Here is a 26,331-nt window from a genome sequence, read left to right as displayed (position 1 = left end):
AAAATAGGCAGTTCTTAACCAGTTTTTGCCTTGTATAGACGAATTGATTATGCATAATTACTTCCCCCTCCTTGAAACCTGTTCATTTTAGGTTCAAGATTGTCGGGTTTTAATAGATGTATTACTCCAGATCAGAGATTGATGAGGAACCGAATGGCAAACCAAGCGTATCAAATGGCTTTAGTCACACAAGATAGTTTAGATAGCTATATCCGCTCAGCGAACAGCTACCCTATGCTGACTCCTGAAGAGGAACGTGGACTTGCAGAGCGATTACATTACAAAGGTGAGATCGACGCTGCGAAAGGCTTGATCCTTTCCCACCTAAGATTCGTGGTGCACGTTGCAAGAGGCTACTCTGGCTACGGGCTACCAATGGCTGATCTCGTCCAAGAAGGTAACATCGGCTTGATGAAGGCTGTTAAGCGCTTCAATCCAGAAGTTGGTGTTCGTCTAGTCTCTTTTGCTGTTCACTGGATCAAAGCTGAGATTCATGAGTACGTTTTGCGTAACTGGCGTATCGTTAAGATCGCAACAACGAAAGCACAACGTAAATTGTTCTTTAACCTTCGTAAGTCTAAAAAGCGTTTAGGTTGGTTCAATAACGGCGAAGTTGAGACGGTTGCACGTGAGTTGGGTGTTGAGCCTTCAGAAGTTCGTGAGATGGAATCACGCTTAGCGGCACAAGACGCTACGTTTGAAGCCCCGATGGACGACGACGACGGTGGTTCTGCTTACACAGCTCCAGTTTATTACCTAGAAGATAAAGCGTCAGACGTTGCTGAGACGGTTGAGGCAGCTAACTGGGAATCTCATACTAATAATCGCCTAGGTCTCGCATTGAAGAGCTTAGACGAGCGTAGTCAACACATTGTTCGCTCACGTTGGTTAGACGACAACAAAGCAACACTGCAAGACTTAGCGGATACCTATAGCATTTCTGCAGAGCGTGTCCGCCAGTTAGAAAAGAATGCGATGAAGAAATTGAAGCAAGCCGTTGGCGACTTCTAATAGCATTTAATTTTTAATAGTATTTGGTTTCGCATAGTAGCAAGCAAATAGCTTAATTTTGAAAAGGCCGAGATCGAGAGATCTCGGCCTTTTTGTTTTGGATCTATTTCTCAACTTTTGCGATCGAAATTTGCAAATTGATTTTGTGGATAACTCTGTGAGGAATTTATTCGCCAGCTGTCTAAAAGCAGGGTGTAGTAAGGCTTTGACAGGGTTTTTTGAGTGGGGATATGTTTCAGTTAACCCACAGTTAGATCAGGATCATTACTACATGTTGTGGATCTATTTTTAAAAAGGCACTTTATTCACGCAATTCACAGATTTATCCACAAATGGTGTAAAAGTGATCGCTGGTGGATAACCTTATTAAGTGGGTGTGATTGTTAGCCTTGGGATAGGTTACAATGGCAGCAAAGTAAATCAGTATAAAAAGAGAAAGTCATGGACCAGTTTAAACATATCGACGTTAAAGGCGCTCAAGTTCTTATTGAACAAAGTGAAGCTCGACTTGTCGATATACGAGATCCGCAATCTTTTGCGGTAGCCCATTCAGAAACCGCCTACCACCTGACTAACGATACAATGGTGTCGTTTATGGATGAGGTTGAGTTCGAACAGCCTATCTTAGTGATGTGTTACCACGGTATTAGTAGCCAAGGCGCGGCACAATATTTAGTGAACCAAGGCTTTGAAGAGGTATATAGTGTTGATGGCGGTTTCGAAGCTTGGCATCGTGCTGAACTTCCGGTGATTGCGGGTTAATAGCTTTATCACTTAAACGCTTCAAGCATCTCCATAGTATGAATAGGAAGTAACAATGATTAGATTGATGGTGTTAGACAACCCACGTCTTGCTCAAGCATTTATTGATTATATGGCCTCTCGTCAGATCCCTATTCAGATGTCTCCAGAGGGAGAAGGGCGTTTTGCTTTGTGGCTTCTTGATGGTCAATTTCAGGTTGAAACCGAAGCTGAGCTGAATCGTTTTCTTGCTGAACCCAATCATAAACGCTATCAAGCGGCGTCTTGGGATATGGCAGAAACCAGAAAGAGTAACTTTCATTATCACACCCCGAGCTTCATGGGCATGATCAAAGCAAAAGCAGGTCCTGTGACACTGAGCCTAATGTTGGTGTGTGTGGTGATTTTTGCGCTGCAACAGATTGGTTTTGGCCAAGCTATTTTCAATGCCCTGCATTTCCCTGCGGTTGATGGACAGCAATGGCAGCTGTGGCGTTGGTTGAGCCATGCCGTTCTGCATTTCTCTGTTATGCACATCGCATTCAATATTTTGTGGTGGTGGCAGCTAGGTGGGGACATTGAGAAGAAACTAGGCAGCCTCAAGCTACTTCAGATCTTTGCTGTCTCTTCTGCGCTTTCAGGTGCTGGTCAGTATTGGGTTGAAGGGGCGAACTTCGGTGGTTTGTCTGGTGTTGTGTATGCTTTGGTTGGTTACTTATGGGTTGTCGGTGCGAAGGCGCCACAACTTGGTTTAGGTATCCCAAGACAGATTGTCGGCTTTATGTTGGTGTGGTTAGTGCTTGGGTACATGCAGCCATTTATGGCGATCGCCAATACAGCGCATTTAGCTGGCCTAGCCGCTGGTGTCATTATTGGCTTTATCGATGCGATGAAAGCACCGAGCTCGGCAAGAAGCTAACTCATTTTTTCTAGTGAGTAGCCAAACGATAGAGACAAAAAAGCGGCCAGATGAGCCGCTTTTTTATTGGGATTCGTTTTTACATCATTACTGATAAAGATATTTGGTAAACAATAAGTCAGCAATGAGAGTTTTACCTGTTTCTGGAAGTAAAATCTTATTGAGGTGCTCAACTAAGGACTTTCTCAAATCTTCACGACCGGATAGAGACTTAATTGTCTCTTCATTTTGTTTGCCGAGTAATTCAATCACTGCATCACGAATCAATGGCTGATGATGCTCAATGGCTTCTAAGTCATTACTATTTGCGACCATTATGTCGAGACGGACCTGAATATAGCCCAGTTTTTTACCTTTAGTGTAAAAATTGGTGGTGAGATCGGGCTCTAGTGTGAAGTAGGCTAGTTTGGGTGTCGATTCTTCTTCAGCGAAACTTGATGCTGAAAACAGTAGATTAATCGCAATAAATAGTTGGGCTACATAACGTTTGTGCATATTTGAGACTTTTCTTTAGTTTATTCGCGATATTCGAAACGCATTAGTCTTGTTACAATGAGCGGTCTAAATCTAAATACGTTTACAATTCGAAGGACGCTTTAATTTTATTCGAAAGTTGAAGCTTTATTGTACGTGTAAAGTCACCTATTGAATACTAGTATGAATCAGTCAATATCATTGTATCTAAATTCATTAATGAATGTAGATTGGCAAAGCACAGAAAAATTTAATTTTCCTAATGAAACCACCAAAGAGTGGCTTATGGAACAAGGATCGCTTTCCCGTAAGTTGGGCAAGTGCTGCAAGCACCTGTCTGTTGAGTTGCTTCATAATCAAGTTGTGGAACGATCAATTCTGCAACAGGACGAAGAACGCCTTTTATCATCACATGATTGCTTACTGCGTAAAGTGATTTTAAAGGGTGATGATGAGCCGTGGGTGTTAGGTCGAACCTTAATACCTCGAATTACCCTAGAAGATCATCAGCACTCTGACCTTTCTCAACAAGGGGATGTCCCGCTTGGATTAACGGTTTTCAGTGCTGAGAACGTGGAGCGAGATGCGCTTCAAGTCGGTTGGGTTATCGCTGGCGATGAGCGATTACTCGCGCGTCGTTCTCGATTATGGATGAATCATAAACCGATGCTTGTGGCCGAACTTTTTTTACCAACATCACCCATTTACTCTAAGGAGAGTGTGTAAATGCTTGCCACCAAAGCGAAGGCGTATTGGCAATTAACGCGAATGAATCGCCCGATTGGTACCCTGTTACTCCTTTGGCCGACCTTGTGGTCACTGATTATCGCCGCACAAGGTATGCCTGATTTTGATGTCTTGGTTGTTTTCGTACTCGGCGTGGTGTTGATGCGTTCGGCTGGCTGTGTGATCAATGACTTTGCTGACCGTAAAGTAGATGGTCATGTTAAACGTACCAAGCAGCGTCCATTACCTTCAGGTTTGGTTTCCAGTAAGGAAGCGATTCTGCTCTTTTTAGTGCTAGCCGTGGTTTCCTTCTTGCTGGTACTGACCATGAATCCACTGACCATTAAGCTCTCATTTATTGGTGTTGGTCTGGCGTTCATTTACCCTTTCATGAAGCGTTTTACGCATCTTCCACAGTTGTTTCTCGGCTTAGCGTTTAGTTGGGCGATACCAATGGCTTGGGCGGCACAAACCAATGAACTGCCAAGCATTGTGTGGTTTATCTTCGTGATTAATGCGTTGTGGACGATTGCTTACGATACGCAATATGCGATGGTTGACCGAGATGACGACCTGAAGATTGGTATTAAGTCGACGGCGATTTTATTTGGTCGCTTCGATAAACTGATTGTTGGCTCTTTGCAACTCGTCACCCTAGCGATGCTGATTGCGTTAGGCATGCATTACCAACTAGGTGATACCTTCTATTGGGCATTGTTGGTAGCGGGAAGCTTGTTTGTGTATCAACAACACCTGATGCGCCACCGTGATCGAGACCTTTGTTTCCAAGCATTTCTCAACAATAATTATGTTGGAATGGCAGTGACTGTAGGCTTATTCATTACCTTCTGGTAAGCATCAGCTTTTCGAGTTAACGAACGCTAAAGAAAAAGGCACCCATTGGGCTGTCTCTTATACACAAATCCCTAAGCCACGCTTGGGGATTTTTTTTGAACTATTTTTAGGTTTCATGATCTGATCATCTAAGCAATGACAAGGATGATTATCATGACCTATATAGAGCCAACCCTTTGGGCACAAAAACAGTTCGGTCAAGCCCACCTTAATGACCCTAGACGCACTCAAAGACTCGTTGCTCTCGCAGCCTCACTGGCCGAGCAGCCTGGCGTACCCGTCTCGAAACTCATTATCTCCCCTGCTGAAATGGAAGGGGCTTATCGCTTCATCCGTAATGAGCAAATCAAAGCAGAAGATATCGCAGAAGCGGGTTTTTATGTCACCGCACAAGAAGCATTAGAGCAACAAACACTTCTTGCCTTAGAAGACACCACTTCTCTCAGTTACTCCCATCGCAGCATTCGAGATGAACTCGGGCACTCCAATCAAGGCAATCGACATCGCGCCATGTTCGTACACTCAACCTTACTTTTTGCTCCCGACACTCAATCTGTTATTGGTTTAATTGAACAACAGCGCTGGACTCGTGATATAGAAAAGCGAGGTCAAAGGCACCAGCATGCGACTCGACCATACAAAGAGAAAGAAAGTTATAAGTGGGAACAAGCCTCTCGCCATGTCGCTGAGCGACTTGGCGATAAAATTTCGGATGTCATTTCTGTGTGCGATAGAGAAGCCGACCTATTTGAATACCTCACTTACAAGCGAGAGCAACAACAAAGGTTCCTCGTTCGCTCAATGCAAAGCCGCTGTATTGAAGAGCATGATAATCGTCTTTATAGCTATGCCTCTACCCTGTTATCAGCCGGAGAGAAAGTGCTCGAAATACCGCAAAAAGGCGGTCGTAAAGCTCGCAAGGCTCATTTAGATATCAAATATGCCCCCGTGACACTCAAGTCTCCTGCTAACAAGAAAGAGTTCGATAACATTCCGCTTTACTACGTGGGATGTATAGAACAAGGAGAGAGTGGTAATAAGCTCGCATGGCACTTACTGACTTCAGAGCCGATAACGAGCAAGGAAGAGGCACTCAAAATCGTCAGTTATTATGAGCGGCGCTGGCTAATAGAAGATTTTCATAAAGTCTGGAAAAGTGAAGGGACTGAAGTTGAGCAACTGAGAATGCAAAGTAAGGATAACTTAGAAAGGCTCAGCGTCGTTTTGGCTTTTATCGCGACTCGGTTACTCCAGTTGAGGTTTATGAATGAATCAGACGAGTTATCTAAGAGCAGTTGTGAGCAGGTATTAAAAGGCAAAGCGTGGAAGTTAATGTGGCTCAAGTTGGAGAGCAAAAAACTACCGAAAGAAGCGCCTAATATATCATGGGCTTACAACGGTATTGCTCGGTTAGGTGGTTGGAAGAATACCAAGCGAACAGGTCGCGCTTCTATAAAGACGTTATGGCAAGGATGGCTTAGGTTACAAACCATCCTTGAAGGGTATGAACTCGCTAAGTCTCTTGATTAACCAGACTTGTGATCAAGAGACAGGCCCATTGGGTGCCTTTTTTGATCGTGTTCAGTCTAGTGATTAAAGTGAATGCTAACCAAGAGATTATTCTGCTTGGTGGATACTCTCTTGAATCGTCAAACGTACTTCAGGGTAAAGCATTGAGTAGAGAAGTTTAGCGAATTGCTGAGTCTTTTCTAAATCACAGTTACCATCGTTATCCAGATATTGCTGCTGTTTCAGAGTTGCGAACATCGACGCAAACACGCCTTTATCGAAGAACTCCGGTGCATTGATGCCTTGTAGACGACCAAGTCGCTGTGCAATGTCTTGGCTCTTCTGTTCAAGATCGGATTTATCCAGGTCAGGATTCTCTGCCAACAGGTTTAGAGCAATCGAGTAGCGCTGTAGCGTCTCTGAAATCGTACGACCTAATAGCATCAGTGCTTGGCTGTTTGATTGGTTGATGGTGACTTCGTTATCAGAAATCACAAGCATACCTTGGTTAACCAGCTCTTCAATGATGTTAGAAACCACGCCTTCAAGCTTGTCTTCTTCGTAGCTTAGGAATAGCTCTTTCTTCAAGAACGGGTAGATAGAAGCAACGTTCTCTTGAATCGCGTCAATCGATAAACCGCGCTGACGAATGGTCATCTGTGCAATTAACGATGGCAGAGCAAACAAGTGAATGATGTTGTTTCGGTAGTAGGTCATCAGAATTGACTGGTGACGGTCTAGTGAAATGATGTCGCCCATTGAGTCTGATTCAATCAAGAACTTGTTCAGTGATTCAGCATGTTTTACCAATTCTTCAGCGCTGTCTTTTGGCACAGTGAACGTTGCCGAATATGGAACGTTCTTAAGCAGAGACAGGTAGCAATTGATCTGAGAAACCAAAGAGTCACGAGACAATGCGCGCTGTCTTGAAGCCAATAGTGCCGTTGCACAAAGGGTCAGGGCATTGGTTGCTGCCGCATCGTTAATGTGCGTCATCATTTTGGTCGCTAAGTCATTAACCACAGGGTTCATCCATTGTGGCTTGCTGGTGCCCATTGGGTCGATGTCTTTGGTCCACTCTGGTGAGTGCTCATTCAGGTATTGGTTCAGTTGAATCGGCTCACCGAAGTTCACGTAGCCTTTACCAAAGTTACGCAGCTTACGAATGGTACGAATCACTAAGCTCGCGTTTTCTTTTTCTTTACGCTTGCCACGAAGTTCTTTCGCGTAAGTCGCTACTTCCATCACGTGCTCGTAGCCGATGTATACAGGAACCAAAGTCACCGGACGGTTCATGCCGCGCAGCATTGCTTGGATTGTCATCGCTAGCATGCCGGTTTTCGCCTGCAATAGACGACCCGTACGAGAACGACCACCTTCACTGAAGTATTCTACTGAGTAACCTTTAGCGAACAGTTCGGCTAGGTATTCACGGAAAATCGTTGAGTAAAGCTTGTTGCCTTTGAAACTACGACGAATAAAGAACGCACCGCCGTGACGGAAAATAGGGCCGGCAGGGAAGAAGTTGAGGTTAATACCTGCAGCGATGTGCGGAGGCACCATGCCTTCGTGGTAAAGCACATAAGAAAGCAGCAAGTAGTCCATGTGGCTACGGTGACAAGGCACGTAAACAATCTCGTGACCATCTTGAGCCAACTTACGAACCGTTGAAGCGTTGCTGATATGCAGGCCTTGGTACAGCTTATTCCACAGCCAACCGAGAATCTTCTCACCACGCTTGATCAGCGAATAAGAGAAGTTCGCAGCAATCTCGTCCATGATGTCTTGAGCTTCTTTGCTCGCTTTCTCGATCGAGATGTTCTTTGCTTGTGCTTCGTCTTCAATCGCTTTCTTGATCGCTTCTGATTTTAATAGGCGATCAAACAGAGCTTGGCGGCTTGGCAGGTTAGGACCTGATGCAGCAAGCTTTTGGCGAGAGAAGTGAATACGTGCCACGCGCGCCAATTTGTGCGCGATGGTGCTGTCGGTACCGTGTGAGTTAGCCATGTAGCGTAGAGAAACCACTGGGCTGAAACGAACCAGACAGTCACGACCGGCTAGCAATACAGCTTTTGATTTCTCTAAGCCGTTCATTGCTTGTAGGTAAGGCTTCTGGTTATTCTCTTTACCAGGCTTTCGACCCCACAATACGGTGGCAGGGATAACTTGAACGTCGAGCTCAGAGTCTTCTGCATGCAGTGAAAGCAGTTCAGAGAAGACTTCAATTGATGAGCTTGGTACATAATCATCGTCTTGCAGTAGAGTTTTGCGAGAAGAGATAAAAACGTAGCGTTGCAGTGATTTGCCATTGATTTCAAGTTTGCTCAATGGATCAGGCAACCCTAGTTCAAGTGCATGTTTTTGCAATGTAAGAATGTCTACACTTGAGCGAAACGGTAAGGCGTATACAATCGGTTTGCTCAAATCAATGTTCAAATCCTCTACAGGGTTTGAAGGGATTGATGTGCTCTTTACCAATAGGGATAAAGGTAGCTTCATTAATGAACGTGAAAAAGATTGTCCAGAAGACATATAGGTTCACTGCCTCAATAGTTATTTCAATGTGCTGAAGCGTATCTCTATTTCTATAATGAGAGGATAAATCCTATGAGTGAAATAGGGATAAGCCTAGGCGTAAATTTAATCGATGCAAGAATACCAGAAACTGGTCTAACCTTTTAATGGAAATAGTCATATTGCCGTTAAGTTTGTGGAAAATCATTCATCGACTGATTGAGTATAGGGTTAAAAATGACCAAAAAATCAAACACCGGAGTCAAACGTATCGTCAAAGCGGCGGGCTTTTCATGGCAAGGCATCACGAGCTCGTTTAAAAACGAGGCTGCATTTCGACAAGAAGTCTTCATGGCCGCAGTGCTTATTCCGTTGGCGTTCTACTTAGATGTAAACCAAGTTGAGCGAATATTGATGATTTCAGCCGTCGTGTTGGTGATGGTTGCCGAGTTGATCAATACTGCGATTGAAGCGGTCGTTGACCGAATCGGTAGCGAACATCATGAGCTTTCTGGGATGGCGAAAGATGTTGGCTCAGCTGCCGTTTTTATCTGTTTAGTATTAGCTGGTTACGTGTGGTTAGAGATCTTGTTTTTGTAATTCGCTAAAAATGAACTAAAAACAACCAATTGCTTTGCTTTTATTCAGTTACTGGATATACTCACAGTCAACTGTATAAAAAGACAGGTGAATCATGAAGCCGTTAACGCCCCGCCAGCAACAAGTTTTTGACCTTATCAAAAGTAAGATCGAAGATTGCGGTATGCCACCGACTCGTGCAGAAATCGCACGTGAGCTTGGTTTCCGCTCTGCAAATGCTGCAGAAGAACATTTGAAAGCTCTTGCTCGTAAAGAAGCGATTGAGATTATCCCGGGTGCGTCTCGCGGTATTCGTATTTTGCTTGAAGATGCAGCGAATGAAGAGCAAGGTTTACCATTAATCGGTCAGGTTGCCGCTGGCGAGCCTATTTTGGCTCAAGAGCATGTAGAAATGCATTACCAAGTTGACCCAGGTATGTTTAAGCCACAAGCTGACTTCTTACTTCGCGTAAATGGCGAAAGTATGAAAGACATCGGTATTATGGATGGCGATTTACTGGCCGTGCATAAAACACAAGACGTGCGTGATGGACAAGTTGTCGTGGCTCGTGTCGACGATGATGTAACGGTAAAACGCCTAGAGCGCAAAGGTTCTACCGTTCTGTTGCATGCTGAAAATGAAGAGTTTTCTCCAATTCACGTGGACTTAGAATCCCAACACTTGTCTATTGAAGGACTTGCGGTTGGTATTATTCGTAACACGGACTGGATGTAGTCAGTGCAAACAGCTTATTGATATTTACTCTCAATAACTTGTTATTGTAATTGATATTCATTATCATCTTCTTTGTCGAGATACAAGGAAGATGATGATGCCAAACCCAACCAAACCTCAAATGAAGCCGCTTATTCGTAAGTCGCACACCTATGATCAAAAGGCTTCTTCTGATCTCGGGTCAGCACATCAAGAATTCCAAGTACCGACCAATCTTGTTCAACACCTTTGGTTTCGCAGCCGCGAAAGTCTAGCCGATGACGGTCTTGTTTATGACCCTATTGCAGCACAAGCCTGCAAGCGTTGCCAACTCGCACCTGAATGTCTTACCGGTGAACTCGACCAACAACAACTCCTTTACGCTACACTGACTCAACTTTGTGACTCTCAAGTTCAACAGTTTTTATCTCATAACCCAGATGCTTGGATAATTAACGTGGGAGCAGGGCTTGATACCCGTTTCTACCGTTTAGATAACGGCCGCTGTCATTGGGTTGAATTAGATGTAACCGAGAATCTAGTTTGGCGACAACGCCTGTTTCACAAGAATGAACGTTACCGTCTAGAGTGTGGATCGGTGGATGACCTGACCTGGCTCGATGAATTGAACATTCCAGAACAAGCCTCAGTGATGGTGGTGTGTGAACATGCTCTGCTGGATTGTAATGAACAACAGACGGCGAACTTTATTCAGTCTTTGAGCCGTTATTTTACCCACGCACATGCGTGTTTAGTGTTAGCTGGAGATAAAAGCTCTAGTGCTCTGGGGCAAAAGCTCGGTTCTGGAAAATACTCACATGGCTTATCTTCTCCGATAGACAGCGTCCTTAATTGGCTGCCATGGGCCCAGTGGGTAAAAGCGTTTTCTCCACTTGACCAGCAGTGTAATCGTTGGAAATTGTGGCAGCGACTTCTTTGTAAAATCTCTCAGGTCAAAAAGCGTTTAACGCCGCAGTTAGTGCTTGTTAAGTGGTAGTGCTAGCGGTTCTGTTGGCAGGGATCTGAATACTTGCCTCGTTATAGGTATTCGTTATCGATAAAAGGCAAGCACCTCCCCACAACATAGTGAAAGCCCACTCACTAGGTTAAACTATCGCCTCTAATCTAAGAGGTGATCGTGAAGTTATTTAATCCCCAAACTATTTTTCAAACGTTATCCAATCAGGCGATGCACCAAAAAGTGCTGTTGATCGCGATCCCGATGGTTCTTTCTAATATTACGGTTCCACTGTTGGGCTTAGTCGATGCTGCGGTTATCGGTCATCTGGAACATTCTTGGTATTTAGGTGGTGTGGCGCTGGGTGGCACAATGATCAGCGTGACCTTTTGGCTGCTCGGTTTCTTACGCATGTCGACGACCGGGCTAGCCGCACAGTCTTATGGGGCGGACGATGGCAAGCAGCTTGGCTTGGTTTTCGTGCAAGGCGTGACCATGGCTTTAGGGTTCGCAGGCGTCTTTTTACTATTACACAGCTTTGTTGCGGATGCGGTTTTCTCGCTGAGTAGTGCCAGTGATCAAGTGAAACACTATGGTCAGCAATATTTCTCGACCCGAGCATGGAGTGCACCTGCTGCGCTAACTAACTTTGTAATTTTAGGTTGGTTGCTCGGAACCCAAAATGCTAAAGCGCCAATGTGGATGGTGATCATCACCAATATCACCAATATCACCAATATCGTTTTGGATATCGTTTTTGTTATAGGATTAGGGTGGCAAGTGGAAGGCGCAGCATTGGCATCTGTAATGGCTGATTATGCCGGTCTAACATTTGGCCTGATTTGTGTTTACCGAATCTGGGTGAAGAAGCAGTTACCATCGCCATGGGAGCTGCTTAAGAAAACCAGCCAAGGTTTGAGTCGTTTCGTAAAACTGAATCGCGATATCTTTCTGCGTTCATTATGCCTACAAGCGACTTTTACTTTTATGACTTTCCAAGGTGCAAGCTTTGGTGATGATGTTGTGGCCGCAAATGCGGTGTTGATGAGCTTCTTGATGATTATCTCTTATGGGATGGATGGCTTTGCCTATGCTATGGAAGCCATGGTGGGTAAAGCGATTGGCGCGAAAGATAAATACGAGTTAAACCAATCATTGATTGGCACCTTCTTCTGGAGTTTCAATATCTGCTTGGTGCTTACTATTGTGTTTGCGATAGCGGGGTCTAGCTTGATTAATATGATCACCACAATCTCAGACGTTAAGAGCCAAGCTGAAGTGTATTTACCATGGTTGATTGCAATGCCGCTTGTTTCTATGTGGTGCTTCCTACTCGATGGCATTTTTGTGGGGGCAACCAAGGGCAAGGATATGCGCAATAGCATGTTCGTGGCGACCTGCAGCTTCTTTGTAATTTTCTACTTGGCCTCAGGTTTAGAAAACCATGCGCTGTGGCTAGCAATGTTGAGTTTTATGGCGATGCGTGGCATTGGTCTTGGTGTGTTGTTTGTTTCTCAGTGGAAGAAAGGGGAGTTTCTCGCTTAGTTTGCATAGCTTAGTTCAGGGAACGAAAAATAAAAACAGCAAGCTCATGGCTTGCTGTTTATGTATTTGGCCTACAGGTGGTCAAATAGTCCTGTTGCTTCTTTGTTTAGAACAAACGGTTAAGTCCGTTAAGCGCTGCTACGCGATACGCCTCGGCCATCGTCGGATAGTTAAAGGTGGTATTCACAAAGTATTCGATGGTGTTGGCTTCGCCTTTTTGTTCCATGATCGCCTGACCAATGTGAATGATTTCAGCGGCACGTTCACCAAACACGTGGATACCTAAAATCTCTTTAGTTTCACGATGGAAAAGTATCTTCAAGCTACCAATATCTTTACCTGCAATTTGAGCGCGAGCTAAGTGCTTGAATGAAGAACGTCCCACTTCATACGGCACTTTAGCTGCGGTAAGCTCTTGCTCGGTTTTACCGACAGAGCTGATCTCAGGAATGGTGTAGATACCTGTTGGGATGTCTTCGATAAGGTGTCTTTCTGCTTCACCTTTCACCACGGCTTGAGCCACAAATCGACCTTGGTCATAAGCAGCACTTGCTAGGCTAGGATACCCAATCACATCACCGACAGCGTAAACATGTTCAACACTGGTTTGGTAGTTGCTGTTGACTGATACTTGTCCACGAGAGTCCGCTTCTAAGCCAACCGCACCAAGGTTCAGTTTATCTGTATTGCCCGTTCGACCATTGGCATACAGTAGGCAATCGGCACGCATTTTTTTACCTGACTCTAGGTGAATGATTACACCATCATCAGTTCCTTCAATTTTCTCAAAGGTCTCATCGTTACGAATAACAACGCCACTGTTCCAGAAGTGGTAAGAAAGTGCATCTGAGGTTTCGTTATCTAAGAAGGACAACAGGCGATCGCGAGTATTAATGAGATCGGTTTTAACGCCTAAACCGCGAAATATAGAGGCATATTCACAGCCGATAACACCAGCACCATAGATGATGATGTGCTGAGGATCGTGTTTAAGAGAAAGAATCGAATCGCTGTCGTAGACACGTTCATGCATGAAGTCGACGTTGTCTGGCTGATAAGGACGAGAACCTGTCGCGATAACAAATTTGTCTGCGCTGTAGTGTTCTTCAGTACCGTCGCTTTGCATTACGGAGATCGTGTGGGTATCGATAAAACGTGCAGTACCGAAGACTAACGTGCATTGGTTGCGATCGTAGAAACCTTGGCGCAAGCGAGTCTGTTTGTCGATGACCGATTTAGCATGCCCCAGAATATTGGAAAATGTTGAGTGGATACTTTTATTATTCTGACAAAACAGAGGGTTACTGTTGAATTCAATAATACGACTTACGGCATGACGCAGTGCTTTGGAAGGAATGGTCCCCCAATGGGTACAACCACCACCAACGCTGCTCTCTTTTTCAATGATAGCAACGTTCAACCCGGCTTTGGTTAATCCCATCGCTGCCCCTTCTCCTCCGGGGCCACTACCAATTACGATTACATCAAAGTGGTTGGAGTGCGACATAGATATCTTCCTTGTTATATTTGATTAACATTGCTTTAGCGAGATTTTAACTGATTCTGTTCTTGGGTACATGAAAAGGGCATCAGAGAGTCGGTGAGATCACGTCATGCTACTGAAAAAATAATATTTGGTATGTCGTATGTCTCCAAATGACGGTGCGGATATTGAAATGTTTTCTTTGAACGTATTTACTTCGATACGTGAACAAAGAGGTGTGTTTAGTGTCTTATATAACCAGAGTGCCTTATATAAGTAAGTGATTCGCGTTATATTGAATAGAGTATTAGACATGCCTGTTTAGGCTGTAAAAGAAGATGTTGATAAAGTATGAAACCAATGGGCATTCGCGCACAGCAAAAAGAAAAAACTCGTCGTAGCTTAATCGATGCGGCATTTAGCCAACTCAGTGCCGATCGTAGTTTTTCTAATCTAAGCTTGAGAGAAGTCGCTCGTGAGGCTGGAATAGCTCCGACTTCCTTTTATCGCCATTTTAAAGACATGGATGAGCTTGGCTTAACCATGGTCGATGAAGGTGGCTTATTGTTGCGTCAGTTGATGCGTCAAGCTAGGCAACGCATAGTAAAAGAAGGCAGCGTGATTCGCACATCGGTTGAAACCTTTATGGAATTCATTGAAAGCAGCCCAAACGTATTCAGACTGTTATTGCGGGAGCGCTCAGGAACTTCATTTGAGTTTCGTGCAGCGGTAGCTCGTGAGATACAGCATTTCTCTGCTGAGTTAACCGAATATTTGATCACAACAGGAATGACAAGAGACGAAGCTTTTACTCAAGCGGAAGCCTCCGTCATCTTGGTTTTTAACTCAGGGGCAGAAGCATTAGATTTAGATCGACGTCAGCGAGATGAATTGGCTGAGCGTTTGATCATGCAATTGCGAATGATGGCCAAAGGAGCTTTTTGGTATCGTAAAGAACGTGAACGTAACCGATTAAAAGGCGGGATTGAATAATGTCGAATGAAAATAATACTGTAAACCGTGGTTCTGAAAGAAAGACACTCGTACTTGCTGTTGTAGCAGGTGTGTGTGGTGATGCACTGTTATCTTGGGTAACAATGAGCGAAGTGGGCTTCTCTATTTTCCCGCTGATTGCTTTAGTGTTGGCTGTACAAGCGCTATACCAAGAGTACCTAACAAATCCAGTATCTGAAGATATTCCGTTAGTGGGTTTAGCTTGTTTCTTTGTAGGTGCATTTGGCCACTCGGCTTTTGTGAAAGCACAACACCCTGATGCCGGGTCAAACTTCTTTGCGATTATCGTCGCGATGCTACTGCTCGCTTGGGTAGGTAAGAAGCTAGGCTTTATCGGTAAAACTGCTTAAACCAATCTATCAATAAAAAAACGAGCCAATTGGCTCGTTTTTTTGTATCTGCTGCTTAGCTTCGACTTAGAGAGCGAGGTTTACGCTTTACGCTCTAGGAACACACCCGCTTCCATGTGGTGTGTGTAAGGGAACTGGTCAAATAGAGCAAAACGAGTGATGTCGTGTGTTTCGCTTAGAATGTCTAGGTTCTCTTTCAATGTCTCAGGGTTACAAGAGATGTACATGATGCGCTCGTAGCCTTGAACCATCTTACAAGTATCAACATCCATACCTGAACGCGGTGGATCAACGAAGATAGTGTTGCAGTTGTAGCTCTTAAGATCGATGTTCGCTTGCTGTAGACGACGGAATTCACGCTTGCCTTCCATTGCTACGGTAAAATCTTCCGCAGACATGCGGATGATCTGAACATTTTCAATCTTGTTGGCTGCGATGTTGTATTGCGCAGATTCTACTGACGGCTTCGCCAGTTCTGTTGCCAGTACACGTTCGAAGTTCTGTGCCAGTGCTAGTGAGAAGTTACCGTTACCACAGTAAAGTTCAAGTAAGTCGCCTTTGCTGTCTTGAGTACAGTCGACTGCCCACTCCAACATTTTCTCTGCTACTTTACCGTTTGGTTGAGTAAAGCTGTTCTCAACTTGCTGGTAGATGTAGCTATCACCATTCACATCTAGCTTTTCAATAACGTAGTCGCGGTCCAGCACGATTTTCATCTTACGCGCACGGCCGATCAGGTTTAGGTTAAAACCTTCATCGTTTAATTGCTGCTTAAGTGCTTTAGCATCTTGAATCCACTGCTCACCTAATTGGCGGTGGTAAAGCAGTGACACCAAAATCTCGCCGCTTAATGTAGAAAGGAAGTCTACTTGGAATAGTTTGTGGCGTAGAGAGTGGTTGTCCTTCATTGCATCCGTTAATAGAGGCATTAGGTCGTTAATCAGGCGGCTAGCCGCAGGGAACTGGTCGACACGGTATTTTTCTTTAGTTTCTTGATTGAACATGACGTAATACATATCGTCACCTTCATGCCACACGCGGAACTCTGCACGCATACGGTAGTGTTGTTCTGGAGATTCATACACTTCCAGCTCAGGCACATTATATTCTGAGAACATTTCAGTAAGACGCTCAGTCTTTTCTGCCAGTTGTTCTTGGTAGCGTTGCGGGTTTACTTCTAAATTCGCCATTGTTATGCCTTTTGCTATCGTGCTTTTAAATCAAGAGCGCAGATTTTATTCAATCTCAGCACTATGTCCAGTGTTGTCCTAACAATGAGTAAAAGATCGTTCGTAAATAATAGCAATCTAATATCACTAAGGTTCTGTAGCACGGAAATTTTGAATATTGACTGGACAAAAGAAAGATAGCTTAATACCATCTTTGCAAGCTGGTGCTATCTAGATGTATAGATGGCTGAAAGGGAATCTGGTGAAAATCCAGAACTGACGCGCAGCGGTAAAAGAGAACAAGTATTCATAGACACTGCAAATAGCATTTTGTGGGAAGTCGAATATTAGGTAACCGCAAGGTTGTGCTCTTGAGTCCGAATACCTGCCAGCAGCTAAACCATAAAATGTGGTTTGGTAGGACTTTACGCGATTTAGGATCACAACAACATGAACAAATCCCTTTTAGCGGTTGCTGTAGCATCGCTGCTTTCACCTATCTCCAATTTACACGCACAAGAAGCATCTGCTGACGAAACCATGGTGGTTACGGCTAACCGCTTTGAGCAGTCTGTGGGTCAAGTTACAGCAACAGTCGATATTGTGACTAAAGAGCAAATTGATAACCTGCAAATCAAATCTCTAACGGAAGCTTTAGCATTATTACCTGGTGTGCAAGTAACGCAAAATGGCGGACGTGGACAAAACAGTTCAGTCTTTGTTCGCGGTACCTCATCGAATCAAAGCATTGTCCTCTATAACGGGGTGAGAATTGGTAGTGCGACAACTGGTAGTGCGAACTTCTCAGCGATTCCTCTAAGCGGCGTTGAACGTATCGAGTTAGTAAAAGGTGCTCGTGCTGCGGTATATGGTGCTGATGCAATAGGTGGTGTAATTAACATTATTACTTCATCAGGGGCTGATGTTGACTCTGGTACTGTTCAAGTTGGTGCTGGTACTGATAACTATCGCCAAGGTGCAGCTGGTGTGAGCTCTAAAGTTGGTCAGAAATCTTGGATCAATATGTCTGTAAACACTGAAGCGTCAGATGGTTTTGATGTCGTAGGCACTGGCCCGGCTCAACCTGATGAAGATGGCTATAGCCGTCAAGACTTAACGCTTGAGGTTGGGACAAACTTTTCACCTGAGTGGTCTGCCAAAGTGATGGGCTTCTATCATAAAGGTGTGACTGAATATGAAAGTTATAAGGACTTTTCAACAGGTAAGCTATCAGCTGATGAGCAAGAATCTATTCTTTTCAACTACGCAGCGCTTGTTGCATATAATGGTGAGAAGTATCGTTCATCTTTGTCTGTATCAACTAACCGCGACGATAGTAACAATAAAGGCGGTCAAGTTCCGGGTAGCCACTTAATCACTGACCGCCATGCTCTTAACTGGCTGAACTCTTATAAGTTATCTGAGATCTTTGTACTTAATGCAGGCGTCGACCTAACTAAAGACACCGTGGCTGATTCCAAAATTTGGAGCAGCAATAGTTACCAGAAATATGACGGTACTAGTCGTAAGAATAATGCAGTATTCGCTTCGGCTTTCTATGACAATTCAGGTTTGCAAATTGAAGCAAGTGTTCGTCATGATGACAACGAAGTCTATGGCGGAAAGTCGACATGGCAGCTAGGAATTGGTTATCTTGTTAATCAGAATTGGCGTTTGATTGCGTCTGGTGGTACTGCCTTTCGAGCTCCGACATACAATGACCTATTCTGGCCTGGCTATGGTAAGAGTGACTTGAAACCAGAAGAGTCTTTGAGTTTTGAGGCTGGATTTGAGTTCTTCTCTGACGTATCAGATATACGCGTTGTAGGTTATTCAAACAAAATTACTAATTTGGTAAGTTATCAGTCAAAAGGTGAAGTTTTAAAGAATTCTGATGCGACAATACGTGGTATTGAAGTAAGCTCGCAGTTTGAGACCGGCGTGATTTCACACTCAGTGTCGCTAGACTTCCTAGACCATAACAACAAAATCAATGTTGCTGGTTATGGTCAACCAGAAGACATTCAAGATAAAGAGCTGTCTCGTAGAGCAAACTTTGCAGCGAAATGGTTGGTCAGCTATGAACACAATCACTGGCGTGGTGATTTGAGCTATCAGTATCAAGGTAAACGCTATGACGATGCAAAAAATACGGTGGAACTTGAACCGTATAGCCTCGTGAACTTTACACTAGCTTACCAGTTGACCGAACAATGGAAACTACGAGCTAAAGTTGAAAACTTGTTTAATACTCAATACCAAACGGTGGATAAGTATGAAACGCAAGATCAAGCATACTACCTAAATGCTTCATATCAGTTCTAACTGGTATGCAAACCGCCTTCGGGCGGTTTTTTCTTATTGGATGTATCAATGAAAAAGAAAGTCGTCATAAGTTGGTCGTCAGGTAAAGACTCTACGTTAACGTTAGAGCGCCTACTTGAAAGCACCGAGTATGAAGTTGTTGCTCTGTATACTACGTATGTTGGAGATGAAGTTCCTTTCCAGGTAACTCCTATTGAGGTAGTTGCAATGCAAGCTCGATTGGTCGGTTTACCATTAATCATGATTGAGCTACCGGAAGTCTTCCCAAGTAATGAGGTTTACCAAAGTACGATTGTCTCGGTACTTAAAGATTCTAGCTTATCAATCGATGCGGTCGCGTTTGGAGATATGTTCTGTAATGGCATTGCCGATTACCGAAGAAGTTATATAGAGCCAGCTGGTTGGGAGTGTGTGTTTCCCCTAATGGGAGAGAGCAGTCAGGTACTTGCGAGTGAAATAATAGACAGAGGAATCGAAACCTTTCTCGTCACGGTCGATACCGATGCATTAGACATGAGCTATTGCGGGAAAGAATACACGTTTGAGCTAATCGACAGTTTACCGAGTCACGTCGACCCATGCGGCGAAGATGGTGAGTTCCATACTTTAGTCACGTCAGCGCCATGCTTTAAAGGAAGGCTTGAGATAGAGCTGGAAAATGTAGAGCAGGGTGAGCGCTTTGTGCATCAACGCTACCGAGCCTGCATTATGTAGAGTGATGATTGGCGAAAACTAAGTGAAGGGGTATCATTGCAACGGAACTTATTACAGGTAATGGTTGTGTCGGAAAGCATACAAAAAAACATATTGATCTTTGATTCTGGAGTTGGCGGTCTGTCCGTATATAAAGAGATAAGCCAGTTACTACCGAATCATAACTATACTTATGTATTCGATAACGAAGCTTACCCATACGGTGAGCTAGACCAGCAAGTCCTTATCCACAGAGTTCAAAGCATCGTCGCCAGTTTTGTGGCTAGCCACGCTATTGATATTGTGGTGATAGCCTGCAATACAGCAAGTACAATTGTGTTGCCTACACTAAGGGCAAATAACCCAATCCCTATTGTCGGGGTTGTTCCGGCAATCAAGCCAGCATCCCTACTTGCCAATAAAGCCGTTGGTCTTATTGCGACACCCGCAACGATTACTCGTGAATACACACACGAGCTCATCAAAAACTTCTCTAGTAATAAAAGAGTTGATCTTTTAGGTTCGACTCAGTTGGTGGATATGGCCGAAGATAAACTCAGAGGTGAGGTGATTAACCTTGAAGAGCTGCAGCAAATCCTTCAACCAATGATCAACACAATTGATGTGGCTGTTTTAGGGTGCACTCATTTTCCACTGATCAAATCAGAGATTCAGCAAGTGCTAGGTAAAAACGTGATGTTGATTGATTCAGGTAAGGCTATTGCTAAACGGGTTCAAGATTTATTGGATTTAGAGAGCAGTACTGAAGAAGGGGGAGTGCGTGAGGCTTTTTGTAGTGCACTTCCTAAAAAAGAAAGTGCACTAAATAGTATGCTGAAGCAGTTAGGGTTTAGCTCAGCTCAGCTTCGTCCGTTTCTGGATGTTTAGGATCGTTTGCAACGCGTACTTTTAAAGTACGTTGCATGTAATCTTTATCGTTAAGTTCTGAAATAGCATGATTCACATCATTACTTGCCATAACAACAAATCCAAAACCTCTTCTTTTACCAGTACGTTTGTCTTTCATTAAACGTACAGCAAATACTTCACCATATTCAGAGAACAATTCACGTACATGTGATTCATTCGCTTTGTATGGAAGGTTACCTACATAAAGTGTTTTTGTTGAAGCCTTAGGTTCTGACTCTGATTTTGAGTTGGTGCTTGAAAAATTAACAACAAAAGCGGAAGCCAAGACACCAAGGATAAAGGTAATTGCAGGCGATATATCTACCTGAGAGAAAACAATGCCGCCCAATACAGCTAGCGCGACAATTAACAACATCGATTTTTTTGAGTTCATATCGGAATACTACATATTAATAAACGAAATATACGCATCTACCATTAACAAAATAGACACATGAATCTTACGTTCATGGCTTCCATTTTGCCAATGTATTGCTGTGATACGTCTCAAATGTTTAGTTTTTATTCGAAAAATGCGGATGTGGTGGCTTTTTAGGCGAACAAAACTTTTATTTAAAAAAGCTCTTGTGCTCTATATCGAACTCTCTATAATGCCGCCTCACCGACAAGGAGTGAGACGAAAGTCACGCAGCGAAATCGGTAGAGAATAAGAGTTTAAAAATAACCCTTGACTCTCTAAGTGGTGCAGGTATAGTACGCACCCCTAGCGACTGAGATTTGAGTCACAAAACGCTAGCGCTCTTTAACAATTTAAACCTATCAATCTGTGTGGGCACTCGTTGATGAATATCAAAACGTTATTACTTAGGTAGTAACAGTTACTTCGGTAACAACATTGATTTCAATGAACTGAGTGACCAATACGTTTAACTACTTGTAGTTATTCGGCACAGTCAATTCATTACCATTCTGTTGGAATGGTAATAGCTTTAAAATTACATAGTAGTTTTGAAGTCAGTATTCGTTGAGTCACAAAATCTTAAATTGAAGAGTTTGATCATGGCTCAGATTGAACGCTGGCGGCAGGCCTAACACATGCAAGTCGAGCGGAAACGACATTAACAATCCTTCGGGTGCGTTAATGGGCGTCGAGCGGCGGACGGGTGAGTAATGCCTAGGAAATTGCCTTGATGTGGGGGATAACCATTGGAAACGATGGCTAATACCGCATAATGCCTACGGGCCAAAGAGGGGGACCTTCGGGCCTCTCGCGTCAAGATATGCCTAGGTGGGATTAGCTAGTTGGTGAGGTAATGGCTCACCAAGGCGACGATCCCTAGCTGGTCTGAGAGGATGATCAGCCACACTGGAACTGAGACACGGTCCAGACTCCTACGGGAGGCAGCAGTGGGGAATATTGCACAATGGGCGAAAGCCTGATGCAGCCATGCCGCGTGTATGAAGAAGGCCTTCGGGTTGTAAAGTACTTTCAGTTGTGAGGAAGGGTGTGTAGTTAATAGCTGCACATCTTGACGTTAGCAACAGAAGAAGCACCGGCTAACTCCGTGCCAGCAGCCGCGGTAATACGGAGGGTGCGAGCGTTAATCGGAATTACTGGGCGTAAAGCGCATGCAGGTGGTTCATTAAGTCAGATGTGAAAGCCCGGGGCTCAACCTCGGAACTGCATTTGAAACTGGTGAACTAGAGTGCTGTAGAGGGGGGTAGAATTTCAGGTGTAGCGGTGAAATGCGTAGAGATCTGAAGGAATACCAGTGGCGAAGGCGGCCCCCTGGACAGACACTGACACTCAGATGCGAAAGCGTGGGGAGCAAACAGGATTAGATACCCTGGTAGTCCACGCCGTAAACGATGTCTACTTGGAGGTTGTGGCCTTGAGCCGTGGCTTTCGGAGCTAACGCGTTAAGTAGACCGCCTGGGGAGTACGGTCGCAAGATTAAAACTCAAATGAATTGACGGGGGCCCGCACAAGCGGTGGAGCATGTGGTTTAATTCGATGCAACGCGAAGAACCTTACCTACTCTTGACATCCAGAGAAGCCAGCGGAGACGCAGGTGTGCCTTCGGGAGCTCTGAGACAGGTGCTGCATGGCTGTCGTCAGCTCGTGTTGTGAAATGTTGGGTTAAGTCCCGCAACGAGCGCAACCCTTATCCTTGTTTGCCAGCGAGTAATGTCGGGAACTCCAGGGAGACTGCCGGTGATAAACCGGAGGAAGGTGGGGACGACGTCAAGTCATCATGGCCCTTACGAGTAGGGCTACACACGTGCTACAATGGCGCATACAGAGGGCAGCAAGCTAGCGATAGTGAGCGAATCCCAAAAAGTGCGTCGTAGTCCGGATTGGAGTCTGCAACTCGACTCCATGAAGTCGGAATCGCTAGTAATCGTGAATCAGAATGTCACGGTGAATACGTTCCCGGGCCTTGTACACACCGCCCGTCACACCATGGGAGTGGGCTGCAAAAGAAGTGGGTAGTTTAACCTTTCGGGGAGGACGCTCACCACTTTGTGGTTCATGACTGGGGTGAAGTCGTAACAAGGTAGCCCTAGGGGAACCTGGGGCTGGATCACCTCCTTATACGAAGATACTTACGATGAGTGTCCACACAGATTGATGGTTTAGATTTAGTTAAAGCCAGAGCTTTAATTAATAACGTAAGTTATTGATTAAAGCTTTTTGCTTTATGCTCTTTAACAATTTGGAAAGCTGACTGATTGATTTACTTACGAGTAATTCAATCAAATTTAAAAGTTCTCAATGTTTATCTTTCATTAGATAAACACAACAAACACATTCAAGTGTCTTGTATTCGAATCAAATTTATTTGATTCACAATTGAGTCCGGCAAACAGTTATCAGGAATTAACCCTTCTTGATGACAACCAAAAACCTTGGTTAGTTGCCATACGCTAAGACCCTTTCGGGTTGTATGGTTAAGTGACTAAGCGTACACGGTGGATGCCTTGGCAGTCAGAGGCGATGAAAGGCGTAATAACTTGCGATAAGCCCAGATTAGGTAGTAATAACCTTTTGAGTCTGGGATTCCTGAATGGGGAAACCCACTTACATAAGTAAGTATCCTGTTGTGAATACATAGCAACAGGAGGCAAACCGGGGGAACTGAAACATCTAAGTACCCCGAGGAAGAGAAATCAACCGAGATTCCGAAAGTAGCGGCGAGCGAAATTGGATTAGCCCTTAAGCTTTTAATGATGCAGGTGAAGAGTCTGGAAAGTCTCGCAATAAAGGGTGATAGCCCCGTAACCGACACATCATAATCAGTGAAAACGAGTAGGGCGGGACACGTGATATCCTGTCTGAATATGGGGGGACCATCCTCCAAGGCTAAATACTACTGACTGACCGATAGTGAACCAGTACCGTGAGGGAAAGGCGAAAAGAACCCCTGTGAGGGGAGTGAAATAGAACCTGAAACCGTGTACGTACAAGCAGTAGGAGCACCTTCGTGGTGTGACTGCGTACCTTTTGTATAATGGGTCAGCGACTTAATTTTAGTAGCAAGGTTAACCGTTTAGGGGAGCCGTAGGGAAACCGAGTCTTAACTGGGCGTACAGTTGCTAGGATTAGACCCGAAACCAGGTGATCTAGCCATGGGCAGGTTGAAGGTTGAGTAACATCAACTGGAGGACCGAACCGACTAATGTTGAAAAATTAGCGGATGACTTGTGGCTAGGGGTGAAAGGCCAATCAAACCTGGAGATAGCTGGTTCTCCCCGAAAGCTATTTAGGTAGCGCCTCGGACGAATACTACTGGGGGTAGAGCACTGTTAAGGCTAGGGGGTCATCCCGACTTACCAACCCTTTGCAAACTCCGAATACCAGTAAGTACTATCCGGGAGACACACGGCGGGTGCTAACGTCCGTCGTGGAGAGGGAAACAACCCAGACCGCCAGCTAAGGTCCCAAAGTATAGCTAAGTGGGAAACGATGTGGGAAGGCTCAGACAGCCAGGATGTTGGCTTAGAAGCAGCCATCATTTAAAGAAAGCGTAATAGCTCACTGGTCGAGTCGGCCTGCGCGGAAGATGTAACGGGGCTAAGCTATACACCGAAGCTGCGGCTACGTACCTTAGGGTATGTGGGGTAGGGGAGCGTTCTGTAAGCCGTTGAAGGTGGTCTGTAAGGGCTGCTGGAGGTATCAGAAGTGCGAATGCTGACATGAGTAACGATAAAGGGAGTGAAAAACTCCCTCGCCGGAAGACCAAGGGTTCCTGTCCAACGTTAATCGGGGCAGGGTAAGTCGACTCCTAAGGCGAGGCCGAAAGGCGTAGTCGATGGGAAACGGGTTAATATTCCCGTACTTCTTACAATTGCGATGGGGGGACGGAGAAGGCTAGGTGGGCCTGGCGACGGTTGTCCAGGTTCAAGTACGTAGGCGGAAAGTTTAGGTAAATCCGGACTTTCTTAACGCTGAGATACGATGTCGAGCTACTACGGTAGTGAAGTCATTGATGCCATGCTTCCAGGAAAAGCCTCTAAGCTTCAGATTGTAAGGAATCGTACCCCAAACCGACACAGGTGGTCGGGTAGAGAATACCAAGGCGCTTGAGAGAACTCGGGTGAAGGAACTAGGCAAAATGGTACCGTAACTTCGGGAGAAGGTACGCTCTTATCAGTGAAGTCCCTTGCGGATGGAGCAGACGAGAGTCGCAGATACCAGGTGGCTGCAACTGTTTATTAAAAACACAGCACTGTGCAAAATCGTAAGATGACGTATACGGTGTGACGCCTGCCCGGTGCCGGAAGGTTAATTGATGGGGTTAGACTTCGGTCGAAGCTCTTGATCGAAGCCCCGGTAAACGGCGGCCGTAACTATAACGGTCCTAAGGTAGCGAAATTCCTTGTCGGGTAAGTTCCGACCTGCACGAATGGCGTAATGATGGCCACGCTGTCTCCACCCGAGACTCAGTGAAATTGAAATCGCTGTGAAGATGCAGTGTACCCGCGGCTAGACGGAAAGACCCCGTGAACCTTTACTACAGCTTGGCACTGAACATTGAACCTACATGTGTAGGATAGGTGGGAGACTATGAAATTGCGTCGCTAGATGTGATGGAGTCGTCCTTGAAATACCACCCTTGTAGTTTTGATGTTCTAACGTTGGTCCCTGAATCGGGATTACGGACAGTGCCTGGTGGGTAGTTTGACTGGGGCGGTCTCCTCCCAAAGAGTAACGGAGGAGCACGAAGGTGGGCTAAACACGGTTGGACATCGTGTGGTTAGTGCAATGGCATAAGCCCGCTTGACTGCGAGAATGACAATTCGAGCAGGTGCGAAAGCAGGTCATAGTGATCCGGTGGTTCTGAATGGAAGGGCCATCGCTCAACGGATAAAAGGTACTCCGGGGATAACAGGCTGATACCGCCCAAGAGTTCATATCGACGGCGGTGTTTGGCACCTCGATGTCGGCTCATCACATCCTGGGGCTGAAGTCGGTCCCAAGGGTATGGCTGTTCGCCATTTAAAGTGGTACGCGAGCTGGGTTTAGAACGTCGTGAGACAGTTCGGTCCCTATCTGCCGTGGGCGTTGGAAAATTGAAAGGGGCTGCTCCTAGTACGAGAGGACCGGAGTGGACGAACCTCTGGTGTTCGGGTTGTCATGCCAATGGCATTGCCCGGTAGCTAAGTTCGGAATCGATAACCGCTGAAAGCATCTAAGCGGGAAGCGAGCCTTGAGATGAGTTTTCCCTGACGCTATAAGCGTCCTAAAGGGTTGTCGTAGACTACGACGTTGATAGGCAGGGTGTGTAAGTGCTGCGAGGCATTGAGCTAACCTGTACTAATTGCCCGTGAGGCTTAACCATACAACACCCAAGGGGTTTTGTGGACTCAAAGAAATACC

General features: G+C 45.0%; 20 protein-coding genes, 2 rRNA genes and 1 riboswitch. Of the genes, 17 read left to right on the top strand and 5 right to left on the bottom strand.

Features of this window, described 5'->3' with window-relative positions; translation table 11 throughout:
* The first annotated feature begins 153 nt into the window (after window positions 1-153).
* From rpoH to glpG, 3 genes are all read left to right on the top strand, one after another.
* Window positions 154-1,011, top strand: coding sequence for an RNA polymerase sigma factor RpoH (gene rpoH / locus OCV30_RS14890; RefSeq protein ID WP_010438716.1), 858 nt, complete (start codon window positions 154-156; stop codon window positions 1,009-1,011).
* Between the two features lie 441 nt (window positions 1,012-1,452).
* Window positions 1,453-1,773, top strand: a complete 321-nt coding sequence (glpE, locus tag OCV30_RS14885; protein ID WP_065679912.1) for a thiosulfate sulfurtransferase GlpE — start codon at window positions 1,453-1,455, stop codon at window positions 1,771-1,773.
* A 55-nt stretch (window positions 1,774-1,828) separates the two neighbouring features.
* On the top strand, window positions 1,829-2,671 hold the full coding sequence (gene glpG / locus OCV30_RS14880; protein ID WP_017063770.1) for a rhomboid family intramembrane serine protease GlpG: 843 nt from the start codon (window positions 1,829-1,831) through the stop codon (window positions 2,669-2,671).
* Between the two features lie 87 nt (window positions 2,672-2,758).
* Here the strand turns inward: glpG and OCV30_RS14875 are convergent, their stop codons facing one another.
* Window positions 2,759-3,166: a flagellar basal body-associated protein FliL gene (locus tag OCV30_RS14875; RefSeq protein ID WP_009848242.1), complete on the bottom strand. Its 408-nt coding sequence runs from the start codon at window positions 3,164-3,166 to the stop codon at window positions 2,759-2,761.
* 162 nt (window positions 3,167-3,328) lie between these two features.
* Here OCV30_RS14875 and OCV30_RS14870 point away from each other — a divergent pair, with 162 nt between their 5' ends.
* From OCV30_RS14870 to OCV30_RS14860, 3 genes are all read left to right on the top strand, one after another.
* Window positions 3,329-3,871 carry a chorismate lyase gene (locus tag OCV30_RS14870; RefSeq protein ID WP_162924288.1) on the top strand — a complete coding sequence of 181 codons (543 nt, stop codon included), beginning with the start codon at window positions 3,329-3,331 and terminating at the stop codon, window positions 3,869-3,871.
* The gene (ubiA, locus tag OCV30_RS14865) at window positions 3,872-4,726 is read left to right on the top strand and encodes a 4-hydroxybenzoate octaprenyltransferase (RefSeq protein WP_048658874.1); all 855 of its coding nucleotides are present in this window, start codon (window positions 3,872-3,874) and stop codon (window positions 4,724-4,726) included. It begins immediately after the preceding gene.
* A gap of 153 nt (window positions 4,727-4,879) precedes the next feature.
* Window positions 4,880-6,256, top strand: coding sequence for an IS4 family transposase (locus tag OCV30_RS14860; protein ID WP_102265919.1), 1,377 nt, complete (start codon window positions 4,880-4,882; stop codon window positions 6,254-6,256).
* An 87-nt stretch (window positions 6,257-6,343) separates the two neighbouring features.
* Here OCV30_RS14860 and plsB read toward each other — a convergent pair whose 3' ends face one another.
* Window positions 6,344-8,767, bottom strand: a complete 2,424-nt coding sequence (gene plsB, locus OCV30_RS14855; protein WP_065679465.1) for a glycerol-3-phosphate 1-O-acyltransferase PlsB — start codon at window positions 8,765-8,767, stop codon at window positions 6,344-6,346.
* Window positions 8,768-8,986: 219 nt separating this feature from the next.
* Here plsB and OCV30_RS14850 point away from each other — a divergent pair, with 219 nt between their 5' ends.
* The 4 genes from OCV30_RS14850 (at window position 8,987) to dinF (ending at window position 12,546) form a co-directional block, all read left to right on the top strand.
* Entirely contained in the window at window positions 8,987-9,349 is a 363-nt protein-coding gene (locus tag OCV30_RS14850) for a diacylglycerol kinase (protein ID WP_065679466.1), read from the top strand.
* Window positions 9,350-9,443: 94 nt separating this feature from the next.
* Window positions 9,444-10,064, top strand: coding sequence for a transcriptional repressor LexA (gene lexA, locus OCV30_RS14845; protein WP_009848249.1), 621 nt, complete (start codon window positions 9,444-9,446; stop codon window positions 10,062-10,064).
* Between the two features lie 97 nt (window positions 10,065-10,161).
* Window positions 10,162-11,040, top strand: coding sequence for a class I SAM-dependent methyltransferase (locus OCV30_RS14840; protein ID WP_065679467.1), 879 nt, complete (start codon window positions 10,162-10,164; stop codon window positions 11,038-11,040).
* A 141-nt stretch (window positions 11,041-11,181) separates the two neighbouring features.
* On the top strand, window positions 11,182-12,546 hold the full coding sequence (gene dinF, locus OCV30_RS14835; protein WP_209439699.1) for an MATE family efflux transporter DinF: 1,365 nt from the start codon (window positions 11,182-11,184) through the stop codon (window positions 12,544-12,546).
* Window positions 12,547-12,652: 106 nt separating this feature from the next.
* Here dinF and sthA read toward each other — a convergent pair whose 3' ends face one another.
* The gene (sthA, locus tag OCV30_RS14830; protein ID WP_009848252.1) at window positions 12,653-14,053 is read right to left on the bottom strand and encodes a Si-specific NAD(P)(+) transhydrogenase; all 1,401 of its coding nucleotides are present in this window, start codon (window positions 14,051-14,053) and stop codon (window positions 12,653-12,655) included.
* Between the two features lie 327 nt (window positions 14,054-14,380).
* On the opposite strand from sthA, the gene fabR reads away from it, so the two are divergent.
* Both fabR and OCV30_RS14820 read left to right on the top strand, forming a co-directional pair.
* Window positions 14,381-15,022 carry an HTH-type transcriptional repressor FabR gene (gene fabR, locus OCV30_RS14825; protein ID WP_010438693.1) on the top strand — a complete coding sequence of 214 codons (642 nt, stop codon included), beginning with the start codon at window positions 14,381-14,383 and terminating at the stop codon, window positions 15,020-15,022.
* Window positions 15,022-15,393: a YijD family membrane protein gene (locus OCV30_RS14820; protein WP_004736696.1), complete on the top strand. Its 372-nt coding sequence runs from the start codon at window positions 15,022-15,024 to the stop codon at window positions 15,391-15,393. The genes fabR and OCV30_RS14820 overlap by 1 nt, the downstream gene beginning before the upstream one ends.
* An 80-nt stretch (window positions 15,394-15,473) precedes the next feature.
* Here the strand turns inward: OCV30_RS14820 and trmA are convergent, their stop codons facing one another.
* Window positions 15,474-16,583, bottom strand: coding sequence for a tRNA (uridine(54)-C5)-methyltransferase TrmA (trmA, locus tag OCV30_RS14815; RefSeq protein WP_009848254.1), 1,110 nt, complete (start codon window positions 16,581-16,583; stop codon window positions 15,474-15,476).
* Between the two features lie 184 nt (window positions 16,584-16,767).
* Window positions 16,768-16,969, top strand: a riboswitch (cobalamin riboswitch).
* 43 nt (window positions 16,970-17,012) lie between these two features.
* Between trmA and OCV30_RS14810 the strand changes: the two genes are divergently transcribed.
* Genes OCV30_RS14810 through murI form a run of 3 tightly spaced genes read left to right on the top strand, consistent with a single transcriptional unit; the run spans window position 17,013 to window position 20,468 of the window.
* Window positions 17,013-18,887: a TonB-dependent receptor domain-containing protein gene (locus OCV30_RS14810; RefSeq protein WP_065679468.1), complete on the top strand. Its 1,875-nt coding sequence runs from the start codon at window positions 17,013-17,015 to the stop codon at window positions 18,885-18,887.
* Window positions 18,888-18,935: 48 nt separating this feature from the next.
* Window positions 18,936-19,601 carry a Dph6-related ATP pyrophosphatase gene (locus OCV30_RS14805; protein ID WP_065679469.1) on the top strand — a complete coding sequence of 222 codons (666 nt, stop codon included), beginning with the start codon at window positions 18,936-18,938 and terminating at the stop codon, window positions 19,599-19,601.
* Between the two features lie 60 nt (window positions 19,602-19,661).
* A complete protein-coding gene (gene murI / locus OCV30_RS14800) occupies window positions 19,662-20,468 on the top strand; it encodes a glutamate racemase (RefSeq protein WP_065679470.1) in 807 nt (268 codons plus the stop codon).
* Here murI and OCV30_RS14795 read toward each other — a convergent pair.
* A complete protein-coding gene (locus tag OCV30_RS14795) occupies window positions 20,431-20,883 on the bottom strand; it encodes an RNA recognition motif domain-containing protein (protein ID WP_009848258.1) in 453 nt (150 codons plus the stop codon). The genes murI and OCV30_RS14795 overlap by 38 nt on opposite strands.
* Window positions 20,884-21,491: 608 nt before the next feature.
* On the opposite strand from OCV30_RS14795, the gene OCV30_RS14790 reads away from it, so the two are divergent.
* A 16S ribosomal RNA gene (locus tag OCV30_RS14790) occupies window positions 21,492-23,046 on the top strand.
* Window positions 23,047-23,400: 354 nt separating this feature from the next.
* Window positions 23,401-26,293, top strand: a 23S ribosomal RNA gene (locus OCV30_RS14785).
* The 16S and 23S rRNA genes sit together here, the layout of an rRNA operon.
* Window positions 26,294-26,331: the final 38 nt, after the last annotated feature.

The organism is Vibrio atlanticus (genome assembly GCF_024347315.1).
GTDB classification, from domain to species: domain Bacteria; phylum Pseudomonadota; class Gammaproteobacteria; order Enterobacterales; family Vibrionaceae; genus Vibrio; species Vibrio atlanticus.
This window is presented reverse-complemented; position numbering and strand designations above follow the sequence as displayed.